This window comes from Streptomyces sp. NPDC104096 (assembly GCF_055584385.1).
Genome location: NZ_JBVJMD010000014.1, coordinates 122372 through 148774, shown reverse-complemented (window position 1 = coordinate 148774; position 26403 = coordinate 122372). Strand labels below are relative to the sequence as shown.

The window sequence follows — 26403 nt, the reverse complement described above, 5'->3', positions numbered from 1 at the left end:
TACGTACCGCCCCCAACCACGGAACTCCCAGGAGCAGACAGTGACCGACGCGCACACCGCCGGCCCGTTCATCGCCGCCATCGACCAGGGCACCACCTCCAGCCGCTGCATCGTCTTCGACCGCGACGGCCGGATCGTCTCCGTCGACCAGAAGGAGCACGAGCAGATCTTCCCCAAGCCGGGCTGGGTGGAGCACGACGCCACCGAGATCTGGACCAACGTCGAGGAGGTCGTCGCCGGAGCCATCGCGAAGGCCGGCATCACCCGCGACGACATCAAGGCCATCGGCATCACCAACCAGCGCGAGACCACGCTGCTGTGGGACAAGAACACCGGTGAGCCCGTCCACAACGCCCTCGTCTGGCAGGACACCCGCACCGACGCGCTCTGCAAGGAGCTCGGCCGCAACGTCGGCCAGGACCGCTTCCGCCGCGAGACCGGCCTGCCGCTCGCGTCGTACTTCGCCGGCCCCAAGGCGCGCTGGCTGCTCGACAACGTCGAGGGCCTGCGCGAGCGCGCCGAGGCGGGCGACATCCTCTTCGGCACCATGGACACCTGGGTCATCTGGAACCTGACCGGCGGTGCGAACGGCGGCAAGCACGTCACCGACGTCACCAACGCCTCGCGCACCATGCTGATGAACCTGCACACCCTGGAGTGGGACGAGAAGATCGCCGAGTCCATCGGCGTCCCGCTGTCGATGCTGCCCGAGATCCGCTCCTCCGCCGAGGTGTACGGCGAGGTCACCGGCGGCCGGCTGGGCGAGCTGCTCGGCGGCATCCCGGTCGCCTCCGCGCTCGGCGACCAGCAGGCGGCCCTGTTCGGCCAGACCTGCTTCTCCGAGGGCGAGGCCAAGTCCACGTACGGCACCGGCACGTTCATGCTGATGAACACCGGCGAGAAGATCATCAACTCCTACTCGGGCCTGCTGACCACGGTCGGCTACCGCATCGGCGACCAGAAGCCGGTGTACGCCCTGGAGGGTTCGATCGCCGTCACCGGTTCGCTGGTGCAGTGGATGCGCGACCAGATGGGCCTGATCTCCACCGCCGCCGAGATCGAGACGCTCGCGCTGACCGTCGAGGACAACGGCGGCGCCTACTTCGTGCCGGCCTTCTCCGGCCTGTTCGCCCCGTACTGGCGCTCCGACGCCCGCGGTGTGATCGCCGGTCTGACCCGGTACGTCACCAAGGCGCACCTCGCGCGCGCCGTCCTGGAGGCCACGGCCTGGCAGACCCGTGAGATCACCGACGCCATGACGAAGGACTCGGGCGTCGAGCTCTCGGCCCTCAAGGTCGACGGCGGCATGACCTCCAACAACCTGCTGATGCAGACCCTCTCGGACTTCCTGGACGCCCCCGTGGTGCGTCCGATGGTCGCCGAGACGACCTGCCTCGGCGCCGCCTACGCCGCCGGTCTCGCCGTCGGCTTCTGGAACAACACCGACGACCTGCGCGCCAACTGGCGCCGGGCCGCCGAATGGACCCCCCGCATGGACGCGGAGCACCGCGACCGTGAGTACAAGAGCTGGCTCAAGGCCGTCGAGCGGACCATGGGCTGGCTCGAGGACGAGGAGTAAGAACCACCGATGACCAGTCAGCCCACCCTGCAGTCCGTGCCTGCCCTCGGTACGCGCCCGGCCGCCGGCTCGAACCCGAGTCGTGCCGAGACCCGAGAGCAGCTCTCCAAGGCGTCGTACGACCTCCTCGTGATCGGCGGCGGCATCCTGGGCATCTCCACCGCCTGGCACGCCGCGCAGTCCGGTCTGCGGGTGGCTCTGGTCGACTCCGGCGACTTCGCCGGTGCCACCTCCTCCGCCTCCTCCAAGCTGCTCCACGGCGGTCTGCGCTACCTCCAGACCGGCGCGGTGAAACTGGTGGCGGAGAACCACTTCGAGCGCCGTGCGGTCTCCCGCCAGGTGGCCCCCCACCTGGCGAACCCGCTCACGTTCTACCTCCCCGTGTACAAGGGCGGGCCGCACGGCGCGGCGAAGCTCGGGGCGGGCGTCTTCGCCTACTCCGCGCTCTCCGCGTTCGGTGACGGCGTCGGTCACCTGCTCAGCCCGGCCAAGGCCGCGCAGGACGTGCCCGAGCTGCGCACCGACAACCTCAAGGCCGTCGCCGTCTACGGCGACGACCAGATGAACGACTCCCGGATGGCGTTGATGACGGTCCGCGCGGCCGTCGAGTCGGGCGCCGTCGTCCTCAACCACGCCGAGGTCACCGGACTGCGCTTCACCCGGGGCCGGGTGACGGGCGCCGAGCTGCGCGACCGCCTCTCCGGTGACGAGTTCGGCGTGAACGCGCGGCTGGTGCTGAACGCGACCGGCCCGTGGGTGGACCACCTGCGCCGGATGGAGGACGCCGGCGCCGCGCCGTCGATACGGCTGTCGAAGGGCGCGCATCTGGTCCTGAAGCGGACCGCGCCGTGGAAGGCCGCGCTGGCCACCCCCATCGACAAGTACCGCATCACCTTCGCCCTGCCCTGGGAGGACATGCTGCTGCTGGGCACGACCGACGAGGAGTACGAGGGCGACCCGGCGGACGTCGCGGTCAACGACAAGGACACGGCCCAGATCCTCGACGAGGCCGCGTTCTCCATCCGGGACCAGCAGCTCGACCGTGACCTCATCACGTACGCCTTCGCCGGTCTGCGGGTGCTGCCAGGCGGCCCCGGCGACACCGCCAAGGCCAAGCGCGAGACGGTGGTGACCGAGGGCCGGGGCGGGATGCTGTCCGTCGCGGGCGGCAAGTGGACCACCTTCCGGCACATCGGCCGTACGGTTATGCGCAAGCTCCAGGAACTGCCGGGGCATCCGCTCGGCGACGACTTCGAGCCGGTCGCCGCGCTGCCGAAGAAGCTGCCGCTGCCGGGGGTCGCGAACCCGCGCGCGGTCGCCCACCGGCTGCTCACCGACCGTCCGGCGCCGGGGCCGCGGATGGCGGCGGACACCGCCCGGCACCTGGCCACCCACTACGGTTCGCTGGCCTTCGACATCGCCCGGCTGGCGAACGAGGACCCGCGGCTGGGCGAGCGCGTCCACCAGGACGCGCCGGAGATCTGGGCGCAGGTCGTCTACGCCCGGGACCACGAGTGGGCCCAGACGCCGGACGACGTGCTGCGCCGTCGTACGACGCTGACGATCCGGGGTCTGGCCACGGACGAGGTCCGGGCGAAGGTCCAGGACGTGCTCGACGGGCAGTAGGCCCGGCGCCGGCCCCGCCTGACCGGGTCCTGCGCCGGGTCCTGCGCCCGCCGCCGGGAGGGGGGCGGCTCCACGTCACCGGAGCCGCCCCTCTCGACGTCTCCGCCCGGGCGCAGGCGTTCTCGGGCGCGGACCGGGCTCGACGGGCGGGCCGTGATCGGCGACTTGGCCGCGTCGGGCGGGCCGGGCCTCCATAATGCCCCTGAGACATCGGATGTCTCGGATGCCTGAGCGACAGGGGGCCCTCCCATGGCAGTCACCGACGAGGCGATCGAGAAGATCAAGGACATGATCGTCTCCGGTGCGCTGCGCCCGGGCGACCGCCTGCCGAAGGAGAGCGAACTCGCCGCCGGGCTGGGGCTGTCGCGCAACTCGCTGCGGGAGGCGGTGCGCGCGCTGTCGCTGATCCGGATCCTGGACGTACGGCAGGGCGACGGCACCTATGTGACCAGTCTGGACCCGCAGTTGCTGCTGGAGGCGATGAGTTTCGTCGTCGACTTCCACCGCGACGACACGGTGCTGGAGTTCCTCTCCGTGCGCCGCATCCTGGAGCCGGCCGCCACGGCGATGGCGGCCTCGCGGATCGGCGAGCGGCAACTGGACGCGCTCTCGGCCCGGTTGGACGCGCTCGGCGCGGCGCCCTCGGTGGAGGAACTCGTCGCCTGCGACCTGGAGTTCCACCGGGACATCGTGCGCAGCGCGGGCAACTCGGTGCTGTGCTCGCTGCTCGACGGGCTGTCAGGGCCCACCACCCGGGCCCGGATCTGGCGCGGGCTGACCCAGGAGGACGCGGTCGCCCGCACGCTGCGCGAGCACCGGGCGATCCTGGCCGCGCTGCGCGACCGGGACGCGGAGGCGGCGCGTTCCTGGGCGACGGTGCACATCGCGAGTGTGGAGCAGTGGCTGCGCAGCACGCTGTGAATCTCCTGTGGATCCGGGGTGCGGGAGGTGGGCGGCCGTCGCCCGTCGAGGGTGTTCGGGGGTGGTGATCGGGGCAGTGATCCGTTCACTCCCCCGTGCAAGGGGGCTGCGGGCGCCCCCGCCGCACGCCGTAAGGTTGGGACGTACGCGAGGGCACGTCGGAAGGAGGCGCTGGGTGATCGAGCTCGAGGGGGTTCCCGAGCTGATCGACCCGGTCATGGTGGCCGCGTTCGAGGGCTGGAACGATGCCGGCGACGCCGCTTCCACCGCGGTCGCGCATCTGGAGAGGGAGTGGAAGGGCGAGGTGTTCGCGGCGCTCGACGCCGAGGACTACTACGACTTCCAGGTGAACCGGCCCACGGTGTGGATGGATGCCGGCGTGCGCAAGATCACTTGGCCGACGACGAGGCTGTCGGTGGTCCGGGTCGGCGGCGAGAAGCCGCGCGACCTGGTGCTGGTCCGCGGCATCGAACCGTCCATGCGCTGGCGCTCGTTCTGCAACGAGCTGCTCGGCTTCGCGCACGAGCTGGGCGTGGAGCTGGTGGTGATCCTGGGCGCCCTGCTCGGCGACACCCCGCACACGCGTCCGGTCCCGATCAGCGGGACCACGTCCGACCCGGATCTGGCGCAGCGCATGGACCTGGAGGAGACCAAGTACGAGGGCCCGACGGGCATCGTCGGCGTCCTGCAGGAGGCGTGCACGCACGCCGGTGTGCCGGCGGTGTCGCTGTGGGCGGCCGTCCCGCACTACGTGTCGCAGCCGCCCAACCCGAAGGCCACGATGGCTCTCCTCAACCGGCTGGAGGACCTCATCGACGTGCGCATCCCGCTGGGCGAACTGCCCGAGGACGCGCGCGCCTGGCAGGTGGGGGTGGACCAGCTGGCCGCCGAGGACAGCGAGGTCGCCGAGTACGTGCAGACGCTGGAGGAGGCCCGGGACACCGCGGAGCTGCCGGAGGCGTCCGGCGAGGCGATCGCCCGTGAGTTCGAGCGGTATCTGCGGCGGCGGGACGGCGGCGGACCGCCCGGGGCACCCGGGGGGCACGCCACGGAGGGCGGCGACGGGCCGTCGTCGCCGGGTTCCTATCTGCGCGACAGCCCCAGTGAGCGGACCCGGCCGCCGAAGCCCCCGAAGCCGAGCGCGGACGACGAGGATTCGTCGGAGGACTGACCGCGCGGGCCTCGACCGCGTACGCAAGAGGGGCGCTTCCTCCGCGGGGAGGAAGCGCCCCTCTCGTGCGTCCGGTAGGTCCGCGACCGCTACAGGGCGACGCCCAGCAGCGCGTCGACGGCCCGGGACACCAGACCGGGGGCGCTGATGTCCGTACCGCCCCGCTCCTGCTGCGCGGCGGCCCAGCGGTCCACGGCCAGCAGCGCGGCCGGGGCGTCGAGGTCGTTCGCGAGGGCCTCGCGGATCTCCTCGACGAGGGTGTCCGCGGGCGGTCCGTCGGGACGGGACACGGCGGCGCGCCAGCGTCCGAGCCGTGCCTCGGCGGCCGGCAGCACCTCGTCGGTCCACTCCCAGTCGCGGCGGTAGTGGTGGGCGAGGAGGGCGAGGCGGATGGCGGCCGGGTCGACGCCGTCGCGCCGCAGGCGCGAGACGAAGACGAGGTTGCCCCGCGACTTCGACATCTTCTCGCCGTCCAGGGCGACCATGCCGGCGTGGACGTACGCCTTGGCCATGGGGAACTCGCCGGTCAGCACCTGGGCGTGCGAGGCGCCCATCTCGTGGTGCGGGAAGACGAGGTCGGAGCCGCCGCCCTGGACGTCGAAGCCCATGCCTAGGTGATCGAGGGCGATGGCGACGCACTCGATGTGCCAGCCGGGCCGCCCGCGCCCCAGCGAACCGCCGTCCCAGCTCGGCTCGCCGTCCCGGGCGGCCATCCACAGCATCGGGTCGAGGGGGTTCTTCTTGCCGGACCGGTCGGGGTCGCCGCCGCGTTCGGCGGACAGCAGCCGCATGGCGGCGGCGTCGAGGTGGGACACCTTGCCGAAGTCGGGGTCGGACTCCACGGAGAAGTAGACGTCGCCTTCGAGCTCGTAGGCGGCGCCCTGGTCCCGCAGCCGCTCGACGAGCGGCACGATGCCGGGTATCGCCTCGACGGCGCCTATGTAGTGCCGCGGCGGGAGCATCCGCAGCGCGGTCATGTCCTCGCGGAAGAGCGACGTCTCCTGTTCGGCGAGGGCGACCCAGTCGACGCCGTCCCGCTGCGCGCGCTCCAGCAGCGGATCGTCGACGTCGGTGACGTTCTGGACGTAGTGAACCTGCCGCTTGGTGTCGAGCCACACGCGCTGCACCAGGTCGAACGCGTTGTAGGTCGCCGCGTGACCCATGTGGGTGGCGTCGTAGGGCGTGATGCCGCAGACGTAGATACGGGCGACGGGACCGGGGGCGAGGGTGACCGAGCCGCCGGTCGCGGAGTCGTGGATCCTCAGGTCGCGGCCCTGACCAGGCAGGGCGGGGACCTCGGAAGCGGGCCAGGCATGCATGTCATGAGCCTAACCGGACGGAAGTTCCGCATACGAACCGGAGCGGGCCGTATGGCCGGGAAGGCGTCCTTGCGCGCCCGCGGCCCGGTGTGCTTGAGCGCCCGTCTGTGCTCAAGCACACATCCGGGCCGCCCGTACCGGCGGACCGGGCGGCTCGGGAGGGGCCGGGGCGGCAGGAGCCGGGGCGGGACGCCCGGCAGGGGGCCGGGGCCGCCCGGCCGGGGGTCAGACCGGGGGCCAGGGGATGGCCGGCCACTCGCCGCTCGGCTCCGGGTGGGTCCCGGAACGCAGCAGCGCGTCGACCCGCGCCCGGGTGGCGTCGACCTCGGCGGCGGTGAGCAGCTCGGCGAGCCGGACCGCGAGCGCGCCGTCCGGCTCCAGGGCCGCTCCGAGCCCCTTGAGCGCCGTCACGGCCTCCCCGGTCAGCGGCTCCCCCGCCCAGCCCCACAGCAGCGTCCGCAGCTTGTTCTCGACGTTGAAGGTGACCCCGTGGTCGATGCCGTAGAGGCGCTCGTCCGCCGTGGGCAGCAGATGGCCGCCCTTGCGGTCCGCGTTGTTGATCACGGCGTCCAGGACGGCGAGGCGGCGCAGCCGTTCGTCGTCGGCGTGCACCAGCAGCGCGGTCCTGCCCTCACCGACCTCGGCGAAGCCGATCGCCTTCCAGCCGGGGGCGGGCTCCTCCTCGTCCACCAGGGCGAGCAGTTCCGCGTCCGGGAGCGCCTCGATCCACAGCTGGCACATCCCCTCGCCGTACGGCCCGTCCCGCAGCACGGTGGGCGGTACGAGACCCCAGCCGGTCGCCTCGGAGACCTCGTAGGCCGCCACCTCGCGCTCGGCGAGCGTGCCGTCGGGGAAGTCCCACAGGGGCCGCTCCCCGGCGACGGGCTTGTAGACGCAGGCCGCTTCCCGGCCGTCGTACGTCACCGTGCAGTACAGCGCCGCGTTGGACGCGTCGCGAATGCGTCCGCGCACGGTCAGCTCGCCGCGCGCGAGCAGCTCGGCGGGCGTCACCTCGGTGCTCACGCCCCGCGGCGGTATCCGTTCTGGCGCGGACATACGTGTCCTTCCGGGTCGAGCGGCAGGCTGCACAGCGGGCAGGGCGGCCGGCCTGCGTTGACGACGTCGAGGGCTCGTTTGGCGAAGGCCCGCGCCTGCGCGCCGGTCAGCCGGACCCGCAGCATCGGGGGCCCGTTCTCCTCGTCCTGGAGGAGCCGCTCCTCGGCCTCGGCGAGGTCCTCGTCGGACTCGGCGTCGAGTTCCACCAGGGCCTGCGCCTCGACGATCATGCGCTGTTCCTCGCCGTCCCAGGCCAGCGCCATGGTGCCGACCCGGAACTCCTCCTCGACCGGGGTGTCGAGAGGGGCGGTGTCGGAGATCTCGGTGGGCGCCATGGCGGGCACGGCGGCGCTGCCGCCGCTACGGCGTACGACCTCGTCGAGCAGTTCGTCCATGCGCTCGGCGAGTGCCGCGACCTGGGTCTTCTCCAGGGCCACGCTGGTCACCCGGGATCCGGCGGTGGCCTGGAGGAAGAACGTACGGCGCCCGGGCAGACCGACCGTGCCGGCCACGAAGCGCTCCGGCGGGTCGTAGAGGTACACCTGACGGGACACGTCCTGTCTCCATTGGATTCGTGAGTGCGTGAACGTCCGTGCGTGAACGTGACTGCGTGAACCGCTTCACCCTACTGCGGCCGACGATCACGGTGCGCCCGCGCCGCCGCCGACCGGGGCTTCGCCGCCGGCCGGCTCCTCGTGCGGTACGAGGGAGGCGAGGTCGCCGGTGTCCCCGAGGCGCACGAGAAACGGCCGGAGCCTGGTGTAGCGGATCACGGTGAGGGAACAGGGTTCTACGGAAATCCTCTGGAACAGGTCGAGATGAAGTCCGAGTGCGTCCGCCACCAGCGACTTGATGATGTCGCCGTGCGAGCACATGAGGTACACGGCCTGGGCTCCGTGGTCGCGCTCCACGCGCGCGTTCCACTCGCGGACCGCCTCGGCGGCCCTGGTCTGCATGGCGCGCATGGACTCGCCGCCGGGGAAGACGGCGGCGGACGGGTGGTTCTGGACGACCTCCATCAGGGGTTCGTCCTTCAGTTCGGCGAGCTTGCGCCCGGACCAGTCGCCGTAGTGGCACTCGCCGATCCGCTCGTCGGTGTGCGCGGTCAGTTCCGGGCGGGCGTCGAGCAGCGGCCGCAGGGTCTCCTGGCAGCGCTGCAAGGGGCTGGTGACGACCTCGGAGACCGGGATGCCGGCGAGCCGCTCCGGCAGTGCGGCGGCCTGCGCGGCGCCGCGCTCGTCGAGGGCGACGCCGGGCGTCCAGCCGGCGAGCAGGCCCTCGGTGTTGGCGGTGGAACGTCCGTGCCGGACGAGGATCAGCGTGGGCATGCGGACCAGGGTAGGCGCACCGGAGGGTGGGCAGAGGGCCGACGGAAAGGAGAACGCACACCGTGATCGTGGACTGTGCCGTCTACCGCGACGGGCACCGGATGGAGCGTCCCGGGGACTTGTCCGAGGCCTTGGACGAGGCGCGCGCCGCGGGCGGATTCGTCTGGATCGGGCTGCACCAGCCGTCCCAGGACGAGTTCGAGCTGGTCACCCGGGAGTTCGGGCTGCATCCGCTGGCGGTCGAGGACGCCCTGAAGGCACACCAGCGGCCCAAACTGGAGGTGTACGACGACTCGCTGTTCCTGGTGCTGAAACCGGTCGTGTACGAGCCGCGCAGCGATGCCGTCTCCAGCGGCGAGGTCATGGTCTTCCTCGGCGACTCCTTCGTGGTGACCGTGCGGCACGGCGAGGGCTCGTCCCTGGCGGGTGTGCGGCACCGGCTGGAACAGGAGCCGGAGTTGCTGCGCAAGGGCCCCACGGCCGTGCTGTACGCGATCTCCGACACGACCGTCGACCACTATCTGGAGGTGGCGGCCGAGCTCCAGACGGACCTGGAGGAGGTGGAGGCGGAGGTGTTCTCGCCCGACGGGGGCGGTTCGCGGCACACCGCGTCCCGTATCTACACCTTCAAGCGGCAGGTCCTGGAGTTCCGGCGGGCGACCGGGCCGCTGGCGCCGCCGCTGGGCCGGCTCTCGGGCACCGTTCAGTCCGGCACGTCGGTGCCGTTCGTGCACGAGGGGTCGCGGCCCTTCTTCCGTGACGTCAACGATCACCTCACGCGCGTGAACGAGTCGGTGGAGGGTCTGGACCGGCTGGTCTCGGACGTCCTGTCGGCGCATCTGGCGCAGACGGGCGTGCGGCAGAACGACGACATGCGGAAGATCTCGGCGTGGGCCGCCATGGCGGCGGTGCCGACGATGCTCGCGGGGATCTACGGGATGAACTTCGACCACATGCCGGAGCTGCACTGGCTGTGGTCGTATCCGGCGGTGATCGCGGCGATGGCCATTCTGGAGGTGCTGCTGTACCGGACGTTCAAGGCGCGGGGCTGGCTGTAGCGAGCGCGCCGCGCCGCGGGGGCGTCTCCAGGGAGACCATCCGCCGCCAGCCGGCGAAGCGCTCCCAGGCGTAGACGGTGTGGATGCCGGCCGCCAGCGCCGCCGACTTGGCGGTCGGCCAGCGCAGGATGCGTCCCATGTGGGTCATGACGGCGAGGCTGACGTCCCGGTAGACGCGGATCTCGGCGAGCGCGCAGTCGCGCAGGGTCCGCTGGATGGCCGGGCCGTGGCCGGCGCGGGCGTACCGCAGCAGTTCCTCGTGGCAGTAGGCGAGGTGGTTGTCCTCGTCGTGGGAGATCAGCTTGACCGCGTGGCCGATGTCGGGGTGGTCGGCGAAGTGTCTGAGCAGCAGCTCCATCTGTTCGGAGGCGCGCTGCTCGGTGACCCGGCTGTGGGCGAGGTAGACGACGACGTCGCCCACGGTCAGGGGCTCGTCGCTCCTGAGCCGGTCGTGGGCGAGGCCGATGCCGTGCCGCTCCAGGAGCATGGTGTAGTCGCTGTCGGGCGGTACGGGGACGGGTTCGAGGCCCCGCCTGCGCATCAGGGCGTTGAAGATCCGTCCGTGTTTGTCCTCGTCGGCGCCGTGGCGGGTGATCTTGGGGGCCATCCCTCGTTCGCTCTCCGGGACGAGTGCGGCGATCCGCGCGTTCTCCCAGCCGCCCTGGGCCTCGCCGCCGGCCGCGATGGAGCAGAAGAGCCGGAAGGACTCGTCGTCGTCGAGGATCTCCTGGAACAGGCTCTTGGCCGACAGCATGGCGCGCACCTCTCTGCCCGACTCGCACAACTCCGCAGAATTCATACAGATTCTGCAAAATTCCGCAGAGAACGATTTAAATCCGGCGGGCAAGGAGGCGCAACAGCTGCGTCCGCGGACCCGGCCGAAAGAAGGACCACGGCGGTCACCGCAAAGGCGTAACCGCGCGGGCGGCCGGCGCGTTGTTCCCTGTGACGGCCGTGGCGGGGAAGACCCCCGAGCCCCCACCACGGCCGTGGTGACTTCCGGCGCCGCACGGGCGCCGACGGACGGGGCTCAGGCGAGCCCGGCGCGCTCCATGGCCTCGGTGCCGGCCCGCAGCGAGGCCAGCCGCTCGTCCAGGGTGAAGCCGGCCGGGGCGAGGGTCAGGGTGGTGACGCCGGCCGCCGCGTAGGCCTTCATCCGGTCCGCGATCCGCTCCACCGAGCCGAGCAGCGTGGTCCGGTCGATCAGGTCGTGCGGTACGGCGGCCGCGGCGCCCTGCTTGTCGCCGGACAGGTACTTGTCCTGGATCTCGGCCGCGGCCTGCTCGTATCCCATGCGCTGGGCGAGCTGGTTGTAGAAGTTCTGCTTCCGGCTGCCCATGCCGCCGACGTACAGGGCGGTGTAGGGGCGGAAGGTGTCGGCGAGCCGCTCCACGTCCTTGTCGTCGCCGACGGCCAGCGGGAGGGTCGGGCAGACGTCGAACCCGTCGAGGGTCTTGCCGGCCTTCTCGCGCCCGGCGCGCAGATAGGTGATCGCGGTGTCCTCGATGTGGTCGGCCGAGGGGAAGATCAGCAGGGCGCCGTCCGCGATCTCGCCGGTCTGTTCGAGGTTCTTCGGCCCGATGGCCGCGATGTACAGCGGGATGTGCTCGCGCTCCGGGTGCACGGTCAGCTTGATGGGCTTGCCCGGGCCGCCGGGCAGCGGCAGCGTCCAGTGCTCGCCCTCGTACGACAGCCGCTCCCGGGTCATCGCCTTGCGCACGATCTCGACGTACTCGCGGGTGCGGGCCAGCGGCTTGTCGAACTTGACGCCGTACCAGCCCTCGGAGACCTGTGGTCCGGACACGCCGAGGCCGAGCCGGAAGCGGCCGCCCGACAGCGAGTCGAGCGTCGCCGCGGTCATCGCGGTCATGGCGGGCTGGCGGGCCGGGATCTGGAAGATCGCCGAGCCCACGTCGATGCGCTCGGTCTGGGCGGCGACCCAGGTGAGCACGGTGGCCGCGTCGGAGCCATAGGCCTCGGCGGCCCAGCACACGGCGTAGCCGAGCCGGTCGGCCTCCTGTGCCACGGCGAGATTGTCCGCGTCCATCCCGGCGCCCCAGTAGCCGAGGTTGATCCCGAGCTGCATGCCAGATCCCCTTACCGCTCAGTAACGTCCCTTGTGCGGAGACCTTAGCGCGGAGCCCTTCGACGAGGCGGGCGGGTGGGGCCGGGTGGTGGGTGAGGTGAGGGGTGGGTGGTGCGCGTGGACGGGGGCGGTGGGGCGGGCCGGGGCGGGCATATGGCCGGATCGATGGCCCGGACGGGGCCCCCGAAGTGCTCCGTCCCCATGAAATCGGTTATCCACAGGCAACCCACGCACCACCCCTGGCCAGTAATCTCGGCGTTCATGGAGCAGAGGCATCTCGGCCGGACCGGCCTGCGCGTGTCCCGCATCGGACTGGGCACCCTCACCTGGGGCAGGGACACCGACGAGCATGACGCCGCGGACCTCTTGAAGACGTTCTGGGAGGCCGGCGGCAGCCTGGTCGACACCGCGGACGTGTACGGCGACGGAGAGGCCGAATACCTGCTCGGGCGGCTGATGGAGGGCCTGGTGCCGCGCCGCGACCTGGTCATCTCGACCAAGGCGGGCAGCGTGCCCGACCCCGACCGCCGGTTCGACGGCTCACGCGGCCATCTGCTCGCCGCCCTGGACGCCTCGCTGGCCCGTCTCGGCACGGACTACGTCGACGTGTGGCACATCCACGCCTACGACCCCCACACCCCGCTGGAGGAGACGCTCCAGGCGCTCGACCTGGCGGTCGGCAGCGGCCGGGCGCGCTACGCGGGCGTCTCGAACTTCTGCGGCTGGCAGCTCGCCAAGGCGGGGACCTGGCAGCTCGCGGCGCCCGGCACCCGCACCCGGCTGGCGAGCACGCAGCTGGAGTACTCGCTGCTCCAGCGGGGCGTGGAGCGTGAGGTGCTGCCGGCCGCCATGGATCTCGGGATAGGACTGTTGCCGTCCTCGCCGCTCGGCCGCGGAGTCCTCACCGGCAAGTACCGCCACTCCACTCCCGCGGACTCGCGCGGCGCCTCGGAGCACCTGGCGCCCTTCGTCGCGCCCTACCTCGACGACACCGCGAGCCGCATCGTCGACGCCGTGACGACCGCGGCGGACGGGCTCGCCGTGACCCCGCTCCAGATCGCCCTCGCCTGGATCCGCGACCGCCCCGGAGTGACCGCCCCCATCATCGGCGCGCGCAACGCGCAGCAGCTCACGGCGGCACTGTCAGTGGAGGCCCTTACTCTTCCTGACGAGATCTGCCGGGCGCTCGACGACGTGTCGGCGCCCGTGCACCGCTATCCCGATCACGACTGGAGCACGCTGTGAGCACGGAACCGGAGACCACCAGGGACGCCGGGGCACCGACCACCGCAGCCCCCGGGACCCAGGACGCCGGCGAGCCGTCGCCGGGCACCGCGCAGGGCCGGGGCGACGGCGCGGAGGTGGCCGGAGGCGACTCCTCCGCGGCCACCGGGGCCGACGGTGACGGCGGTGACGGCGGTGACGGCGGTGACGGCGGTGACGGCGGTGACGGCGGTGACGTGACGGACTCGGGCGGCGCGGGCGCGGAGGGCGAAGGGGAGGCCGCACAGCGGTCGGAGGCCGAGGCCGAGCTCGCGGCGCAACGGCTGGAGCGGGAGCGGATCGAGCGGCGGAAGGCCGAGAAGCAGGGGCCCATCGCCAGCGGGGGCAAGCTGAGCGGGACGGCCGCCGACCTGCTGGCGGCCGTGCGGGCGGTGGAGAGCGGCGAGAAGCCGGCCGCCGCCGTGTTCGCCGGTCCCGAGCCCACCCCGCGCCGCACCGCTCCGGAACCCGTCAGGCGCCCGCAGCCGGTGGCCGCCCCGGGCGCCGGTCCCGCCGCCGGCCCGGCTCCGGAGACCGTCGAGGCCGTACGGCGGGTGCTGGCCGAGGGCGGCGCGCCCGAGGCGCTGGCGCCCCAGGTCGGCGCGGCCCTCGGCGAGGGCGCGCAGGACGAGCTGCGCGCCGATCCCTGGCAGCTGCTGCGGGTCGCGGGCGTGCGGCCCGAGCAGGCCGACGGGTTCGCGCGGGCGCTGCTCGGCGCGGACTGCCGTCCGGACGACGAACGGCGGGGCCGCGCGGTCACCGGCTGGCTGCTGGAGCAGGCGGCGCTGGCCGGACACACCGCCCTGGAGCTCACGGCGCTCACCGCGGCACTGGCCCAGCGGGGCGTGCCCGACGGCGACGCGGCCGTGCAGAGCGCGCTCGCGGAGGGCGAGGCGCTCGTCTTCCAGGACGCGCTGGAGGAGCCCGCGGCCGCGGGCGGGCGCCGGGAGGAAACGGCGGAGGACGGCGAGGAGGCGCAGCCCCGCCCGGTCCGGGTCCTGGTCGGCCTGGAGCGGTACGCGCTCGCCGAGGAGAGCCTCGCCGACGGTCTGGCCCGCGTGGTCAACGCCCTGCCCAAGGAAGCCGCCGCGGAGTGGGAGGCGGCCGCGGCCTCGGTGCCCGGCAGCGCCGCCGAGCTGATCCGCGCCGTCGCCGGACACGGTCTGGTGCTGCACACGGGCGGCGAGGCGGCCCGCGCCGAACCGGCGGCCCTGATCGCCGCCGCCCGCGCCCTGGGCCTGCGTGCCGTCGCGGCCTGTCACACGGCCGACGGCCGTCGTCGGCTCGGCGCCGCGCTCGCTGCGGCCGAGGGCGGTTCCGGGGCCGTCGGCGACGCGGGCGCCGATGCCGGTGCGCCGGCCGCCCCCGACGTCGTCACCGTCGCCGGGCTGCTCTCCGGCGCCGAGGGCCCCGGGCGGGACCCGGAAGGGGCCCTGGAGCTCGATCTCCTGGTCCTGCCGGACGCGCCGCAGCTCGATGTGGAGAGCGCCGCGATGGTGGTGGAGTCGCTGCCCGACGGCGCCCGGCTGGTGCTCAGCGGTGATCCGGCGGTGCTCTGGTCGGCCGGCCCCGGCCGGGTCTTCGCCGATCTGCTCGCCGCCCGCGTCTGTCCCCAGATCGCCTCGCGCACCCCGGACCCGGGTCCGCTCGGCGAGCTGGTCTCCGGCGTCGGCGTCGGCGAGCTGAACCAGGTGGACGCGCCCGGCAAGGAGATCGTGATCGTGCCGGTGCGGGACGCGGGCGAGGCCGTGCACCGGACCGTGCAACTGGTCGCCGACTCGGTGCCGCGCGCCTTCGGCGTCCCCGCCGAGCAGACGGTGGTGATCACTCCCGGGCACGGCGGCGCGGCGGGCACCCGCGCCCTCAACGCCGCGCTCAAGGAACGGCTCAACCCCGGCCCCGGGCGGTTCGGCGGCTTCGACCCCGGTGACCGGGTCGTCCACTCCCCCGTGCCGGGGCGTGCGCTGCCGGGCCTGGTGGTGAAGGCCGACGCGGACGGGCTGCACCTGGAGTGCGCGGGCGAGCCCGTCGTCGTACCGAAGGACCTGGTGGAGCGGTCCGTGCGGCACGGGTGGGCGCTGACCGCGCACCAGGCGGTGGGCAGCCGGTGGCCCGCGGCGGTCGTGGTGCTGCCCGGCGATGCCGCGCAGGCCCTCAGCCGTCCGTGGATCCACACGGCGTTCGGCCGGGCGGAGCGCCATCTGTCGGTGGTCCACGGCGTGGAGCAGGCGCTGCCGAGGGCGGTCGCGGAGGTCCTGGCCAAGCCCCGCACCACGCGGCTGCCCACCCTGCTGCGCGCCCAGGTGCCCACGGCGGACTGACCCGACCCGGACCGACACGAGTTCGCGGGACGGAGACGACGGACGGCGGCGGCCGGGAGGTGATGCCTCCCGGCCGCCGCCGTCTCCACAGCCGTGCTCCCGGCCGTCGCCGGGCGACCCACGCGCGTGGGACTACCGGTCCTGGCGGTCGGCCTCCAGCCGCCCCAGGTCCAGGTCCTCGTCCTCGTCGTCGGCCGGATCCGCGTCGGGGTCGTCGTCGGTCACGTCCTCGTCCTCCGCCTCGTCCTCGACGTCGATGTCGATGTCGTCGTCGAAGACCGCGCTGACGTCGAAGCGGCAGACCACCCGCTCCGGGTCCGCCTGCTCGAACGGGGCCTCCAGCCACTCTCCGGGGTCGGCCTGATCGTCCGCGGCCGTCACCCAGAGCGTGGAGTCGCCCTCCTCCAGCCCGAACTCCTTGTGCCGGGAAGCGATCTCGTCCGGCTCGAACTCGCCGAACAGGATGCCGAGCGCCCCGTGGACGGTGCCCGCGGCGTCCTCGCCCGTGCCCTCGCCGTCCTCGTACTCCACCGCCTCGACCCGCTGGGCCTGCGCCAGCAGGCGCTGGGGCTCCGCCACGGCGTAGTCGCGGCGGATCAGCACGCTGATCGCGTTGGGCTCCGCGGGGCCCGTGTACGGCGGCAGTGAGTCGTCCGCACCGGGGATCTCGAAAGGCGTGACCTCGTCGTAGCGGTCGTAGAGCAGTTCGTCGTAGACCTCGGCGGCCGCGGCCAGCTCGTTGAACGCCTCGTAGACGGCCGGGTCGTCCTCCCCCGACCTGCGTTCGACCGCGGCCAGGTGGCGGTCGAGCGCGGTCTTGACCGCCTCGGCGGCGGCTCGTACCTCGGCAGCGGTGGGCTGCGCAGCATCAGACATAGTGCAGACGCTATCCGTACCGGGCCCCAGCCCGCACAATAGATGCGATGCCGGAATACGAATTTGTCGACGTGTACGTACCTCGCGGGGTCTCCCGCAAGGACGCCACGCGTCTGCTGACGGACCATGCCGAGTACGGAAACTGGGAGTTGGACCGCCTGAGTCTGTTGCGCGACGGCAGCCGCAGGGTGCGGTTGCGCCGACGGATCATCCGCCAGGTGCGCGCCACCTGGTGAGCTGAAGCGGCGGAAAATCGGAGCGGGCCCCGCCTGAGGCGGGGCCCGCTCCGTTGGGTCGGCCGTCGGCCGCCGGGCTTCTGCCCCGGGCCGTCACGCCCAGGCACGCGCCTTGCGGTAGAGGACGGCACCGGCCAGCAGCGCGCCCGCGCCGACCGGCAGGACGAGGCCCATCGGCAGCTCGGAGCCGGTGTGCGCGAGCTGTGCCGTGTCGGCGACCGGGGTCACGGACCGGGTGCCCTGCTCGTCGACGTGGGTGCCGGACCCGGTGGTCCGGCCCGGGCCGGACGGGGTGGTCGGGTGCACCGGCCGGTCCGGCGTCCGGGGCGGCGTCGTACGGCCCGTGTCGCGCGGGGGCGTGGTGTGGTGGTGCCCGCCGTAGCCGTAGCCGTTGTCGCAGTCGTTGCCGAAGACGGGGTTCAGCAGTCCGATGACGTCCGCGCTGTTGCCGCAGAGGTTGACCGGCACGTCGATCGGCACCTGGACGTCGTTTCCGGAGCCCACGCCGGGCGAACCGCCGGTGTGACCGCCGGCGTACGCGCCATCGTGGCCACCGTAGCCGTCGTGCCCGCCGTAGCCACCGCGACCGTCGTGACCGCCGTAGCCACCGTGCCCGCCGTAGCCACCGCGACCGTCATGGCCGCCGTAGCCGCCCTTGCCGCCGGAGTCGCCGTAGCCGCCGTGACCACCGGAGTCACCGTAGCCGCCGTGACCACCGGAGTCACCGTAGCCGCCCTTGCCGCCGTGACCACCGGAGTCACCGTAGCCGCCGGAGTCGCCGTAGCCACCGCGACCGCCTCGGCCGTCGTCGTCGTGGCCGCCGTAGCCGCCGTAGCCGCCCCGGTCATGTCCACCGGAGCGGAAGGTGCCCCCGCCCTCGTTGGCGCATTTGTTGCCCATGGCCGGATTGAGGAGCCCGATCACGTCGACCGTGTTCCCGCACACGTTCACCGGAATGTCCACCGGTGCCTGGATCGTATTGCCGGACAGGACGCCCGGAGAATTCGTACTCGCGCCGCTCGCTCCCGAGTCGGCGTGGGCATAACCGCCGGCGGCCGCGATCGCTCCCGTCGCCGCCATCACGGTCATGAGGCCTTTACGCGTGACCTCTCGCATGCTGAATCCCTGCCTTTGTCCTTGGACCTTGCCTGGAAAGGCCGAGCGGCCCCGGAGCGCATGGCGCGTGCTCCGGGACCGACGGCATGGACGACCCTCAGAAAGGCGACGTCAGTCGCTGACGCAGGTGTTGCCGAAGGCGGGGTTCAGCAGCCCGATCACCGAGATCGTGTCGCCGCAGACGTTCACCGGCACGTGAACGGGCACCTCGAGGACGTTGCCGGACAGGACGCCCGGGGAGTGCGCAGCCGCACCCTGAGCGCCGGAGTCGGCCACGGCCAGGCCCGCGCCCGCGAGAACCAGCCCACCGGTGGCAGCCGCAGCAGCGACGACCTTCTTGATCATTGTTCCTCCTTGTTGGCAATGCGATCCAAAACCACGGATCACACCACCAACAACGAGGAGGCTCCGGCGAGGCTACGAGCTAATGGGACCATTCACTCTTCTCAGTGCTCACCGCACGCGTTGACGAATTCCGCCGCGCTGTCCAGGCGGGCGCGGTCAGGACGCGTCGATGAAGCGGTCGAGCACCCGTACGCCGAACTTCAGGCCGTCCACGGGGACCCGTTCGTCGACGCCGTGGAACATGCCGGCGAAGTCCAGCTCCGGCGGCAGCTTCAGCGGCGCGAAACCGAAGCCCCGGATGCCCAGGTCGTCGAAGGACTTGGCGTCCGTGCCCCCGGAGAGCATGTACGGGATCGCCTTGGCGGCCGGGTCCTCGGCCAACAGCGCGGACTGCATGGCGTCCACCAGCGCCCCGTCGAAGGTGGTCTCGACCGCCTTGTCGGAGTGCACGTCCGTGCGCCGGACGTTCGGCCCGAGGATCCGGTCGAGGTCGGCGAGGAACTCCTCCTCGAAGCCGGGCAGGAAACGCCCGTCGACGTGCGCCGTCGCCTCGCCCGGGATCACGTTGACCTTGTAGCCGGCGTTCAGCTGGGTGGGGTTGGCGGTGTTGCTCAGGGTCGCGCCGATGAGCTTGGCGATGCCGCCGAGCCGGGCGAGGGTGCCCTCCATGTCCTCCGGGTCGAGCTCGGTGCCGAGCGCGTCCCCGAGTTCGTCGAGGAAGGCCCGGGTGGTCTTGGTGACCCGCACCGGGAACTTGTGCCGGCCGAGCCGGGCGACGGCCTCGGACAGCTCGGTGATCGCGTTGTCCCGGTGGATCATCGAGCCGTGCCCGGCCGTGCCGGCCACGGTCAGCTTCATCCAGTGCATGCCCTTCTCGGCCGTCTGGATGAGGTAGAGGCGCCGCTGCTCGCTGACGGTGAACGAGAACCCGCCCACCTCGCTGATCGCCTCGGTGACGCCGTCGAAGAGGTCACGGTGGTGGTCGACGAGGTACCGGGCGCCGTACGTGCCGCCCGCCTCCTCGTCGGCGAGGAAGGCCAGGACGATGTCGCGGGGCGGTCTGCGCCCGCTGCGCAGCCGGTCCCGCACGACCGCGAGGGTCATCGCGTCCATGTCCTTCATGTCGACGGCCCCGCGGCCCCAGACGCACCCGTCCGCGACCTCGCCGGAGAAGGGGTGGTGGGTCCAGTCGGCCGCGTTGGCCGGCACGACGTCGGTGTGGCCGTGGATGAGCAGTGCGGGCCGCGTGGGGTCCTCGCCCTCGATGCGGGCCACGGTGGAGGCGCGTCCCGGATGCGACTCGAAGATCCGCGGTTCGAGGCCGACCTCCGCGAGCTTCTCGGCGACGTACTCGGCCGCCCTGCGCTCACCCGGGCCCGAGTGGTCGCCGTAGTTGCTGGTGTCGATCCGGATCAGCTCGCGGCAGAGGTCGACGACCTCGTCCTCGCCGGTGACACCCTTGGCCGTGTCCGTCTGGCTCACGCTGCTTCCTCCCGCTGACACTGCTGGTGGTTGCCCTCATCCTCCCCCTCCCGGGTCCGGGGCCCAAGGCCGGTCCCGGACCGACACATGCCGTTCACGCACAGGAGCGTGGCCGCCCGACCACCTGTGATCGGCCACCCCCGAAAGCCTGGTAATGTTTACGACGTCGCCGCGGGGAGAACCCCGCACGACAGACACCTTGTCCGGGTGGCGGAATGGCAGACGCGCTAGCTTGAGGTGCTAGTGCCCTTTATCGGGCGTGGGGGTTCAAGTCCCCCCTCGGACACCAGCCGAATCCCCCGGCCGCTCAGCGGCCGGGGGATTCGTCGTTGCGGCTCCACCGGCGTCGACGGCCCTGCGCGGCAGCGGGATCGCACCTCCACACCACGGTCCGGAATTCACCCCTGCGGGGGTGTTCGCGAGTACGGCCGCGTGGACTCTTACCGGGTGGCGGGCGACCCCGCCGCGACGGCGGTCCGTGCCGTCACCGACGAGCGGAGGAGAGCCCCGATGCCCACGATTCCCTGGCTGCCCGGCACCGACCAGAACGCGGCGGCTCCCGAGGGCGCCACGGACCCGCCCCTGGTCATGGCCTCCCGGCCGGAACTGCGGTCGCTGTGGTCCGTGCCCAGGTTCTTCCTGCTGTCGCTCGTCGTCCTCCAGCAGGTCAGGCGTTCTCCGGGGCCGATCGGCACCTCGCTCCGGGCGGAGCCGCTGAAGCGGACGTTCTGGACGCTGTCGGCATGGCGGGACCAGGACGCCCTGAACACCTTCGACCGCACCGACCCGCACGCCAAGCACGTGCGCCGCCCGCGTCCGGGGACGAAGAGCTCGGTGTTCGCGTTCCGGGGCACCGAGCGGGACCGGCTCCCGGTCACCCGGGACGAGGCGAGGCGGCGGCTGGACGAGCAGGTGAACAAGGAGACACAGGGGACATGAGTCCGGTTTCGGACGAGTTCGGGCGCCGCTCGCCCCGACAGCCGGGGTCCGCTGGGCAGTTGTGTGGGCCATCTCTCCCTGCCCTGGAAAACCACCAGGTCAGATAGGGTCCCCATACTCTGCGTACCTTCTCGATCGCCCCCCGTTCGGCCCTCCCCGGTGGCTGGAGCAGGGCCGCGATCCTAGCGTCGTACTAGCATTTCCGGCTTGTTACGGTGCCGAGCTGGACAACCCCAGGCACACCTGCGGGCCCGTCGGCGCCCCGGATGCTTCCGGGATTCGAGACGCGAGGACCGATGGCAGCCACACACGAGAGCAGTGCTCTCGGCCTGCTCGACGACGAGATCCACGCGCGATTCGGCGACAGGGCACGCTTCTCCGGGGGCCCGGCCGCCGCCGCGCGCACCCTCGTCGACATCTTCGACGCCACAGTGCGCTCCCACCCGGACGAGCTCGCCCTGGACGACGGCACGACCCGCCTGACCTACCGGGCGCTCGCCGGCGAGGTGGAGCGGCTGCGCCGCCGGCTCGCCGACGCCGGTGTCGGCCTCGGTGACCGCGTCGGTGTCCGCGTGCCCTCCGGCACCAACGACCTGTACGTCGCGATCCTCGCCGTCCTCGCGGCCGGCGCCGCCTATGTGCCGGTGGACTTCGAGGACCCGGACGAGCGGGCCGAGCTGGTCTTCGGCGAGGCACGGGTGCGGGCGGTCGTCGGCGCCGGTCACGATCTCACCCTGGACGGCGGTTCCCGCACCCCGGCGGCCCGTCCCGGCACCGGGCAGGACGCGTGGATCATCTTCACCTCCGGCTCCACCGGCAAGCCCAAGGGGGTCGCCGTCAGTCACCGCAGCGCCGCCGCCTTCGTGGACGCGGAGGCCGCGCTCTTCCTCACCGACGAGCCGATCGGGCCCGGTGACCGGGTCATGGCGGGCCTGTCGGTCGCGTTCGACGCGTCGTGCGAGGAGATGTGGCTGGCCTGGCGGTACGGCGCCTGCCTGGTGCCGGTCCCCCGCTCCCAGGTCCGCAGTGGCGCCGACCTCGGCCCCTGGCTGGTCGAGCAGGAGATCACGGTGGTCTCCACGGTGCCGACGCTGGCCGCGCTGTGGGAGCCGGAGACCCTCAACGACGTACGGCTGCTGATCTTCGGCGGGGAGGCCTGCCCGCCCGAGCTGGTGCAGCGGCTGGTGACGGAGGGCCGCGAGGTCTGGAACACCTACGGGCCGACCGAGGCGACCGTGGTGGCCTGCGCGGCCCTGATGTCCGGTTCCCCCGAGGAGCCGGTGCGGATCGGGCTGCCGCTGCGCGGCTGGGAGCTGGCCGTCGTCGACGAGGCCGGTGATCCGGTGCCGATGGGCGGCAGCGGGCAGCTGGTGATCGGCGGGATCGGGCTCGCCCGGTACCTCGACGCCGACAAGGACGCGGAGAAGTACGCGCCGCTGCCGTCGCTGGGCTGGGAACGGGCGTACCGCAGCGGCGACCTGGTGCGGGCCGACCCGGAGGGGCTGGTGTTCCTGGGGCGGGCCGACGAGCAGATCAAGCTCGGCGGGCGCCGGATCGAGCTCGGCGAGGTCGACGCGGCCCTCCAGGCCCTGCCCGGGGTCGCGGGCGCGGCCGCCGCCGTGCGCACCGCCCGCAGCGGCAACCAGCTGCTGGTCGGCTATGTCGTCACCCAGGACGGCTGGGACAGGGCGGCGGCCGTCGAGCGGCTGCGCGCCGAGCTGCCGGCCGCGCTGGTGCCGCTGCTCGCCCCGGTCGCCGACCTGCCGACGCGTACCTCGGGCAAGGTGGACCGCAACGCTCTGCCGTGGCCTCTGGAGGGTCTGGAGACCGGCGGCGCGGCCGAGCTGCTGCACGGTACCGAGGCCTGGCTCGCCGAGCAGTGGACGGCCGTGCTCGGCATCCCGGTGACCGGGCCCGCCGACGACTTCTTCGCGATCGGCGGCGGCAGTCTCGCCGCCGCCCAGCTCACCACCCGGCTGCGCGAGCGCTATCCGGAGGCCGCGGTCCTCGACATCTACCAGCGGCCGACGCTGCGCAAACTGGCCCAGCGGCTGGAGACCTCCGCGCAGCGGGCCGGCGAGAGCCGTACGGTCGCCCCGGTGCCGGTGCGCGCCCGGCTGGTCCAGCTGCTGCTGCTGGTTCCGCTGTTCACGCTGCTCGGGCTGCGCTGGACGGTGGTGCTGGCCGCGTTCGGCAATGTGCTGAGCGGCTACGCCTGGCTGCCGACCGCGCCGTGGTGGCTGGTGGTGGCCGGCGCCGTGCTGTTCTTCAGTCCGCCGGGCCGCCTCGCGCTCGCCGCGGGCGGGGCCCGGCTGCTGCTGCGGGGGGTGAGGCCCGGCCGTCATCCGCGTGGCGGCAGCGTCCATCTGCGGTTGTGGACCGCCGAGCGGCTGGCCGAGTACACCGGGGCGACCTCGCTGACCGGGTCCTGGCTGGAGCGCTACGCCCGGGCGCTGGGCGCCAGGATCGGCCCGGACGTCGACCTGCACTCGCTGCCGCCGGTGACCGGTCTGCTCAAGCTGGGCCGGGGCGCGGCCGTGGAGTCCGAGGTCGACCTGTCGGGGTACTGGCTGGACGGCGACCGGCTGGAGATCGGTCCCGTGAAGGTGGGCGCGCACGCCGTGGTCGGCACGCGCAGCGTGCTGTTCCCCGGGGCCCGGGTGGGCAAGCGGGCCGAGGTCGCCCCCGGTTCGGCCGTCACCGGGCAGGTCCCGACCGGTCAGCGCTGGGCGGGCGCGCCCGCGGTCAAGCTCGGCAAGGCCAAGCGCAACTGGCCCAAGGACCGTCCGTCGCGAGGGCGTCGCTGGCGGGCGATGTACGGGATGTCGGGCGCCGGGCTCACCCTGCTGCCGGTGGTGTCGGCGGGGGCCGCGCTGCTGGTCGCGCGGCGGTTCGTCGAGCCCGGCGCGGGTCTCGGCGCGGCGCTGCGGGGTGCCGCGCTCGCGCTGGTGCCGGCCACGCTCGCCTACGGCCTGGCGTACGCGCTGCTGCTCCTGGTCGCCGTGCGGCTGCTGAGCCTGGGGCTGCGCGAGGGCACGCATCCGACGCACAGCAGGGTCGGCTGGCAGGCCTGGACCGTCACCCAGCTGATGGACCGCTCCCGCGAGACGCTCTTCCCGCTGTACGCCGGGCTGGCGACGCCGGTGTGGCTGCGGATACTGGGGATGCGCGTCGGCCGGGGTGCCGAGGTGTCCACGGTGCTGGCGCTGCCCAGTCTGACCACGGTCGGGGAGGGCGCGTTCCTCGCCGACGACACGCTGACGGCGCCGTACGAGCTGGGCGGCGGCTGGGTGCGGATCGGGCGCGCGGAGATCGGGCGGCGGGCCTTCCTCGGCAACTCGGGGATGACCGCGCCGGGCCGGTCGGTGCCGGACGGCGGTCTGGTCGGTGTGCTGTCGGCGACCCCGAAGAAGGCGAAGAAGGGCAGCTCGTACCTGGGGCTGCCGCCGGTGAGGCTGCCGCGTTCGGTGGCCGATTTCGACCAGGACCGGACCTACGACCCGCCGGCCCGGCTGCTGTGGGCGCGCGGTCTGGTGGAGCTGTGCCGGCTGGTGCCGGTGTTCTGTTCGGCCGCGCTGGCCGTGGGCACGGTGGCGGCGCTGTGCGTGCTGGGCCCTTGGGCCGCGCCGTTGTCGGGGCTGGTGCTGCTGGCCACGGGGGCGGTCGCGGCGGTGGTGTCGCTGGTCGCGAAGTGGCTGCTGGTGGGCCGGCACCGCAGCGGGGAGCATCCGCTGTGGAGCGGGTTCGTCTGGCGCAACGAGCTGGCGGACACGTTCGTCGAGGTCGTGGCCGTGCCTTGGCTGGTGGGCGCCGTTCCGGGCACGCCGGTGACGACGGCGTGGCTGCGCGGGCTGGGCGCGCGCATCGGCCGCGGGGTCTGGGTGGAGAGCTACTGGCTGCCCGAGACCGACCTGGTGACCTTGGAGGATGCGGTGACCGTGAACCGTGGCTGTGTGCTCCAGACCCACCTTTTTCACGATCGGATCTTGCGCACGGGTACGGTGGTCCTCCGTCAGGGCGCCACCCTGGGTCCTGGCGGGATCGTGCTGCCCGGCAGCACGATCGGGGCCCGCACCACCCTGGGTCCCGCGTCGCTCGTGATGGCCGCGGAGTCCGTCCCGGACGACACCCGCTGGCTGGGCAACCCGATCGAGGCTTGGCGTACCTGAGCGCCGGCCGTTCGGACCCGGTGGGCGGTGCAGCACCGGCACGGCGGACAGTACAGCGCAGGGAGCGGACACGGCAGTGGCAGTACAGCAGTCAGTGGGCCCGGACCCGTACTTCCCGGCCAACGGCGACCCCCGCTACCGGGTGCACCGCTACGAGCTCGCCCTGGACTACCGTCCCGGGCCGAACCGGCTGGCGGGCACGGCCCGGATCAACGCCATAGCCGGGCGGGCGTCGTTGTCGGAGTTCCAGCTCAACCTGGCCGACTTCAGGATCGGCCGGGTGCGGGTGGACGGGCGGCAGCCGCACTACACCCACCGGGGCGACCGGCTGCGCATCCGTCCCGCCAAGCCGATCCGGCCGGGCGCCGCCTTCACGGTGGAGGTGCAGTGGTCCGGCAACCCCAAGCCGGTGGCCAGCCCGTGGGGCGGGCTCGGCTGGGAGGAGCTGACGGACGGGGCGCTGGTGGCCAGCCAGCCGATCGGGGCGCCGTCCTGGTACCCGTGCAACGACCGCCCCGCCGACAAGGCCTCGTACCAGATCTCCGTGACCACGCCGTCCTCGTACGCGGTGGTGGCGGGCGGGCGGTTGCTCACCCGCACCACGAAGGCGTCGACGACCACCTGGGTCTACGAGCAGTCCGCGCCGACCTCCAGCTATCTGGTCGGGCTGGCGATCGGCAAGTACCAGACGGTGCTGCTGGGCGACCCGGGGCTCGGCGGTGTGCCGCAGCACGGGCACATCCCGGCGCATCTGCTGCCCGCGTTCTCCCGGGACTTCGCGCGCCAGCCGATGATGATGGAGCTGTTCCAGCGGCTGTTCGGGCCGTATCCGTTCGACGAGTACGCGGTCGTCGTGACGGAGGAGGAACTCGATGTGCCGGTCGAGGCGCAGGGGTTGTCGCTGTTCGGGGCCAACCATGTGGACGGGGCGCGGGGTTCGGAGCGGCTGGTGGCGCACGAGCTGGCGCACCAGTGGTTCGGCAACAGCGTGTCCATCGCCGACTGGCGGCACATCTGGCTGAACGAGGGCTTCGCGAAGTACGCGGAGTGGCTGTGGTCGGAGCGCTCGGGCGGCCGCAGCGCGCAGCAACTCGCGGCGGCGGCCCACCGGTTGGTGTCGTCGCTGCCGCAGGATCTGCGGCTGGCCGATCCTGGTCGCAAGTCGATGTTCGACGACCGGCTCTACGAGCGTGGCGGGCTCGCCGTGCACGCCGTGCGGTGCGCGCTGGGCGACGACGCGTTCTTCCGGATGCTGCGCGGCTGGACCCTGCTGCACCGGGGCGGGGCGGTGACGACGGCGACGTTCGCCGCGCACGCGGCGCGCTTCGCGTCGGAGCCGCTGGACGAGGTCCTGGACGCCTGGGTGTACGGGACGGAGCTGCCGCCGCTGCCCACGCAGTCCATGCCTCCGATGCCGCTGGCACCGCCCAATCCGTAGCAGGGTGCCGGCTCCGTCCGGCGTGGTCCGCGGGGGCCCGGCGGGGCGGGTCGGGGCAGGGTGGCGAGGGGTGC

General features: G+C 72.8%; 21 protein-coding genes and 1 tRNA gene. 12 read left to right on the top strand and 10 right to left on the bottom strand.

Annotated elements, in window-relative coordinates; translation table 11 throughout:
* Window positions 1-40: 40 nt before the first annotated feature.
* The 4 genes from glpK to ACZ60B_RS17655 all read left to right on the top strand — a co-directional run bounded on the left by glpK (window position 41) and on the right by ACZ60B_RS17655 (window position 5297).
* A complete protein-coding gene (gene glpK / locus ACZ60B_RS17670; protein WP_469387880.1) occupies window positions 41-1579 on the top strand; it encodes a glycerol kinase GlpK in 1539 nt (512 codons plus the stop codon).
* Window positions 1580-1588: 9 nt separating this feature from the next.
* Entirely contained in the window at window positions 1589-3205 is a 1617-nt protein-coding gene (locus ACZ60B_RS17665) for a glycerol-3-phosphate dehydrogenase/oxidase (RefSeq protein ID WP_469387878.1), read from the top strand.
* A gap of 249 nt (window positions 3206-3454) precedes the next feature.
* Window positions 3455-4126, top strand: a complete 672-nt coding sequence (locus tag ACZ60B_RS17660) for a FadR/GntR family transcriptional regulator (protein WP_469387876.1) — start codon at window positions 3455-3457, stop codon at window positions 4124-4126.
* 175 nt (window positions 4127-4301) lie between these two features.
* On the top strand, window positions 4302-5297 hold the full coding sequence (locus ACZ60B_RS17655; RefSeq protein ID WP_469387874.1) for a PAC2 family protein: 996 nt from the start codon (window positions 4302-4304) through the stop codon (window positions 5295-5297).
* Between the two features lie 89 nt (window positions 5298-5386).
* Here the strand turns inward: ACZ60B_RS17655 and mshC are convergent, their stop codons facing one another.
* The 4 genes from mshC to ACZ60B_RS17635 form a co-directional block, all read right to left on the bottom strand.
* Window positions 5387-6616 carry a cysteine--1-D-myo-inosityl 2-amino-2-deoxy-alpha-D-glucopyranoside ligase gene (gene mshC / locus ACZ60B_RS17650; RefSeq protein WP_469387873.1) on the bottom strand — a complete coding sequence of 410 codons (1230 nt, stop codon included), beginning with the start codon at window positions 6614-6616 and terminating at the stop codon, window positions 5387-5389.
* Window positions 6617-6841: 225 nt separating this feature from the next.
* Window positions 6842-7672 (bottom strand): SCO1664 family protein, encoded by an 831-nt coding sequence (locus ACZ60B_RS17645; RefSeq protein ID WP_469387871.1) that lies wholly within the window; start codon window positions 7670-7672, stop codon window positions 6842-6844.
* Window positions 7636-8226 carry a DUF3090 domain-containing protein gene (locus ACZ60B_RS17640; protein WP_351618333.1) on the bottom strand — a complete coding sequence of 197 codons (591 nt, stop codon included), beginning with the start codon at window positions 8224-8226 and terminating at the stop codon, window positions 7636-7638. Before ACZ60B_RS17640 ends, ACZ60B_RS17645 begins: the two co-directional genes overlap by 37 nt.
* An 87-nt stretch (window positions 8227-8313) precedes the next feature.
* Window positions 8314-9000, bottom strand: coding sequence for a histidine phosphatase family protein (locus tag ACZ60B_RS17635; protein ID WP_469387869.1), 687 nt, complete (start codon window positions 8998-9000; stop codon window positions 8314-8316).
* A 62-nt stretch (window positions 9001-9062) separates the two neighbouring features.
* On the opposite strand from ACZ60B_RS17635, the gene ACZ60B_RS17630 reads away from it, so the two are divergent.
* A complete protein-coding gene (locus ACZ60B_RS17630; protein ID WP_469387867.1) occupies window positions 9063-10058 on the top strand; it encodes a magnesium and cobalt transport protein CorA in 996 nt (331 codons plus the stop codon).
* On the opposite strand, the gene ACZ60B_RS17625 is transcribed toward ACZ60B_RS17630, so the two are convergent.
* Window positions 10036-10812 carry a ferritin-like domain-containing protein gene (locus ACZ60B_RS17625; RefSeq protein WP_469387865.1) on the bottom strand — a complete coding sequence of 259 codons (777 nt, stop codon included), beginning with the start codon at window positions 10810-10812 and terminating at the stop codon, window positions 10036-10038. The two genes, ACZ60B_RS17630 and ACZ60B_RS17625, sit on opposite strands and share 23 nt — an antisense overlap.
* Window positions 10813-11088: 276 nt before the next feature.
* On the bottom strand, window positions 11089-12144 hold the full coding sequence (locus tag ACZ60B_RS17620; RefSeq protein ID WP_152892662.1) for an LLM class F420-dependent oxidoreductase: 1056 nt from the start codon (window positions 12142-12144) through the stop codon (window positions 11089-11091).
* A gap of 261 nt (window positions 12145-12405) precedes the next feature.
* Here ACZ60B_RS17620 and ACZ60B_RS17615 point away from each other — a divergent pair, with 261 nt between their 5' ends.
* Both ACZ60B_RS17615 and ACZ60B_RS17610 read left to right on the top strand, forming a co-directional pair.
* A complete protein-coding gene (locus ACZ60B_RS17615; protein WP_469387863.1) occupies window positions 12406-13389 on the top strand; it encodes an aldo/keto reductase in 984 nt (327 codons plus the stop codon).
* Window positions 13386-15728 carry a helix-hairpin-helix domain-containing protein gene (locus tag ACZ60B_RS17610; protein ID WP_469387861.1) on the top strand — a complete coding sequence of 781 codons (2343 nt, stop codon included), beginning with the start codon at window positions 13386-13388 and terminating at the stop codon, window positions 15726-15728. Before ACZ60B_RS17615 ends, ACZ60B_RS17610 begins: the two co-directional genes overlap by 4 nt.
* A gap of 132 nt (window positions 15729-15860) precedes the next feature.
* Here the strand turns inward: ACZ60B_RS17610 and ACZ60B_RS17605 are convergent, their stop codons facing one another.
* Complete coding sequence (locus ACZ60B_RS17605; protein ID WP_469387859.1) at window positions 15861-16604, bottom strand: hypothetical protein; 744 nt, start codon at window positions 16602-16604, stop codon at window positions 15861-15863.
* Window positions 16605-16651: 47 nt separating this feature from the next.
* On the opposite strand from ACZ60B_RS17605, the gene ACZ60B_RS17600 reads away from it, so the two are divergent.
* Window positions 16652-16840: a DUF5703 family protein gene (locus ACZ60B_RS17600; protein ID WP_152892666.1), complete on the top strand. Its 189-nt coding sequence runs from the start codon at window positions 16652-16654 to the stop codon at window positions 16838-16840.
* A 93-nt stretch (window positions 16841-16933) separates the two neighbouring features.
* On the opposite strand, the gene ACZ60B_RS17595 is transcribed toward ACZ60B_RS17600, so the two are convergent.
* From ACZ60B_RS17595 to ACZ60B_RS17585, 3 genes are all read right to left on the bottom strand, one after another.
* Complete coding sequence (locus ACZ60B_RS17595; protein ID WP_469387857.1) at window positions 16934-17956, bottom strand: chaplin; 1023 nt, start codon at window positions 17954-17956, stop codon at window positions 16934-16936.
* A gap of 111 nt (window positions 17957-18067) precedes the next feature.
* Window positions 18068-18301, bottom strand: a complete 234-nt coding sequence (gene chpH / locus ACZ60B_RS17590; RefSeq protein ID WP_469387855.1) for a chaplin ChpH — start codon at window positions 18299-18301, stop codon at window positions 18068-18070.
* 156 nt (window positions 18302-18457) lie between these two features.
* Window positions 18458-19783: a M20/M25/M40 family metallo-hydrolase gene (locus ACZ60B_RS17585; RefSeq protein ID WP_469387853.1), complete on the bottom strand. Its 1326-nt coding sequence runs from the start codon at window positions 19781-19783 to the stop codon at window positions 18458-18460.
* A 201-nt stretch (window positions 19784-19984) separates the two neighbouring features.
* On the opposite strand from ACZ60B_RS17585, the gene ACZ60B_RS17580 reads away from it, so the two are divergent.
* From ACZ60B_RS17580 to ACZ60B_RS17565, 4 genes are all read left to right on the top strand, one after another.
* Window positions 19985-20072: transfer RNA gene (locus ACZ60B_RS17580), tRNA-Leu, on the top strand.
* 221 nt (window positions 20073-20293) lie between these two features.
* Window positions 20294-20722: a DUF3291 domain-containing protein gene (locus tag ACZ60B_RS17575; protein WP_469387851.1), complete on the top strand. Its 429-nt coding sequence runs from the start codon at window positions 20294-20296 to the stop codon at window positions 20720-20722.
* Between the two features lie 296 nt (window positions 20723-21018).
* Window positions 21019-24891 carry a Pls/PosA family non-ribosomal peptide synthetase gene (locus ACZ60B_RS17570; protein ID WP_469387849.1) on the top strand — a complete coding sequence of 1291 codons (3873 nt, stop codon included), beginning with the start codon at window positions 21019-21021 and terminating at the stop codon, window positions 24889-24891.
* A gap of 76 nt (window positions 24892-24967) precedes the next feature.
* Window positions 24968-26329, top strand: a complete 1362-nt coding sequence (locus tag ACZ60B_RS17565; RefSeq protein ID WP_469387847.1) for a M1 family metallopeptidase — start codon at window positions 24968-24970, stop codon at window positions 26327-26329.
* The last annotated feature ends 74 nt before the right edge of the window (window positions 26330-26403 follow it).

What these genes read in the sequence shown, in the direction of transcription:
- ACZ60B_RS17575 (WP_469387851.1), top strand. Translation starts at nt 20,294, where the DNA reads ATGCCCACGATTCCCTGGCTGCCCGGCACCGACCAGAACGCGGCGGCT.
- chpH (WP_469387855.1), bottom strand. Translation starts at nt 18,301, where the DNA reads ATGATCAAGAAGGTCGTCGCTGCTGCGGCTGCCACCGGTGGGCTGGTT.
- ACZ60B_RS17615 (WP_469387863.1), top strand. Translation starts at nt 12,406, where the DNA reads ATGGAGCAGAGGCATCTCGGCCGGACCGGCCTGCGCGTGTCCCGCATC.
- ACZ60B_RS17660 (WP_469387876.1), top strand. Translation starts at nt 3,455, where the DNA reads ATGGCAGTCACCGACGAGGCGATCGAGAAGATCAAGGACATGATCGTC.
- ACZ60B_RS17645 (WP_469387871.1), bottom strand. Translation starts at nt 7,672, where the DNA reads ATGTCCGCGCCAGAACGGATACCGCCGCGGGGCGTGAGCACCGAGGTG.
- ACZ60B_RS17665 (WP_469387878.1), top strand. Translation starts at nt 1,589, where the DNA reads ATGACCAGTCAGCCCACCCTGCAGTCCGTGCCTGCCCTCGGTACGCGC.
- ACZ60B_RS17570 (WP_469387849.1), top strand. Translation starts at nt 21,019, where the DNA reads ATGGCAGCCACACACGAGAGCAGTGCTCTCGGCCTGCTCGACGACGAG.
- mshC (WP_469387873.1), bottom strand. Translation starts at nt 6,616, where the DNA reads ATGCATGCCTGGCCCGCTTCCGAGGTCCCCGCCCTGCCTGGTCAGGGC.
- ACZ60B_RS17635 (WP_469387869.1), bottom strand. Translation starts at nt 9,000, where the DNA reads ATGCCCACGCTGATCCTCGTCCGGCACGGACGTTCCACCGCCAACACC.
- ACZ60B_RS17595 (WP_469387857.1), bottom strand. Translation starts at nt 17,956, where the DNA reads ATGCGAGAGGTCACGCGTAAAGGCCTCATGACCGTGATGGCGGCGACG.
- ACZ60B_RS17620 (WP_152892662.1), bottom strand. Translation starts at nt 12,144, where the DNA reads ATGCAGCTCGGGATCAACCTCGGCTACTGGGGCGCCGGGATGGACGCG.
- ACZ60B_RS17625 (WP_469387865.1), bottom strand. Translation starts at nt 10,812, where the DNA reads ATGCTGTCGGCCAAGAGCCTGTTCCAGGAGATCCTCGACGACGACGAG.
- ACZ60B_RS17600 (WP_152892666.1), top strand. Translation starts at nt 16,652, where the DNA reads ATGCCGGAATACGAATTTGTCGACGTGTACGTACCTCGCGGGGTCTCC.
- ACZ60B_RS17605 (WP_469387859.1), bottom strand. Translation starts at nt 16,604, where the DNA reads ATGTCTGATGCTGCGCAGCCCACCGCTGCCGAGGTACGAGCCGCCGCC.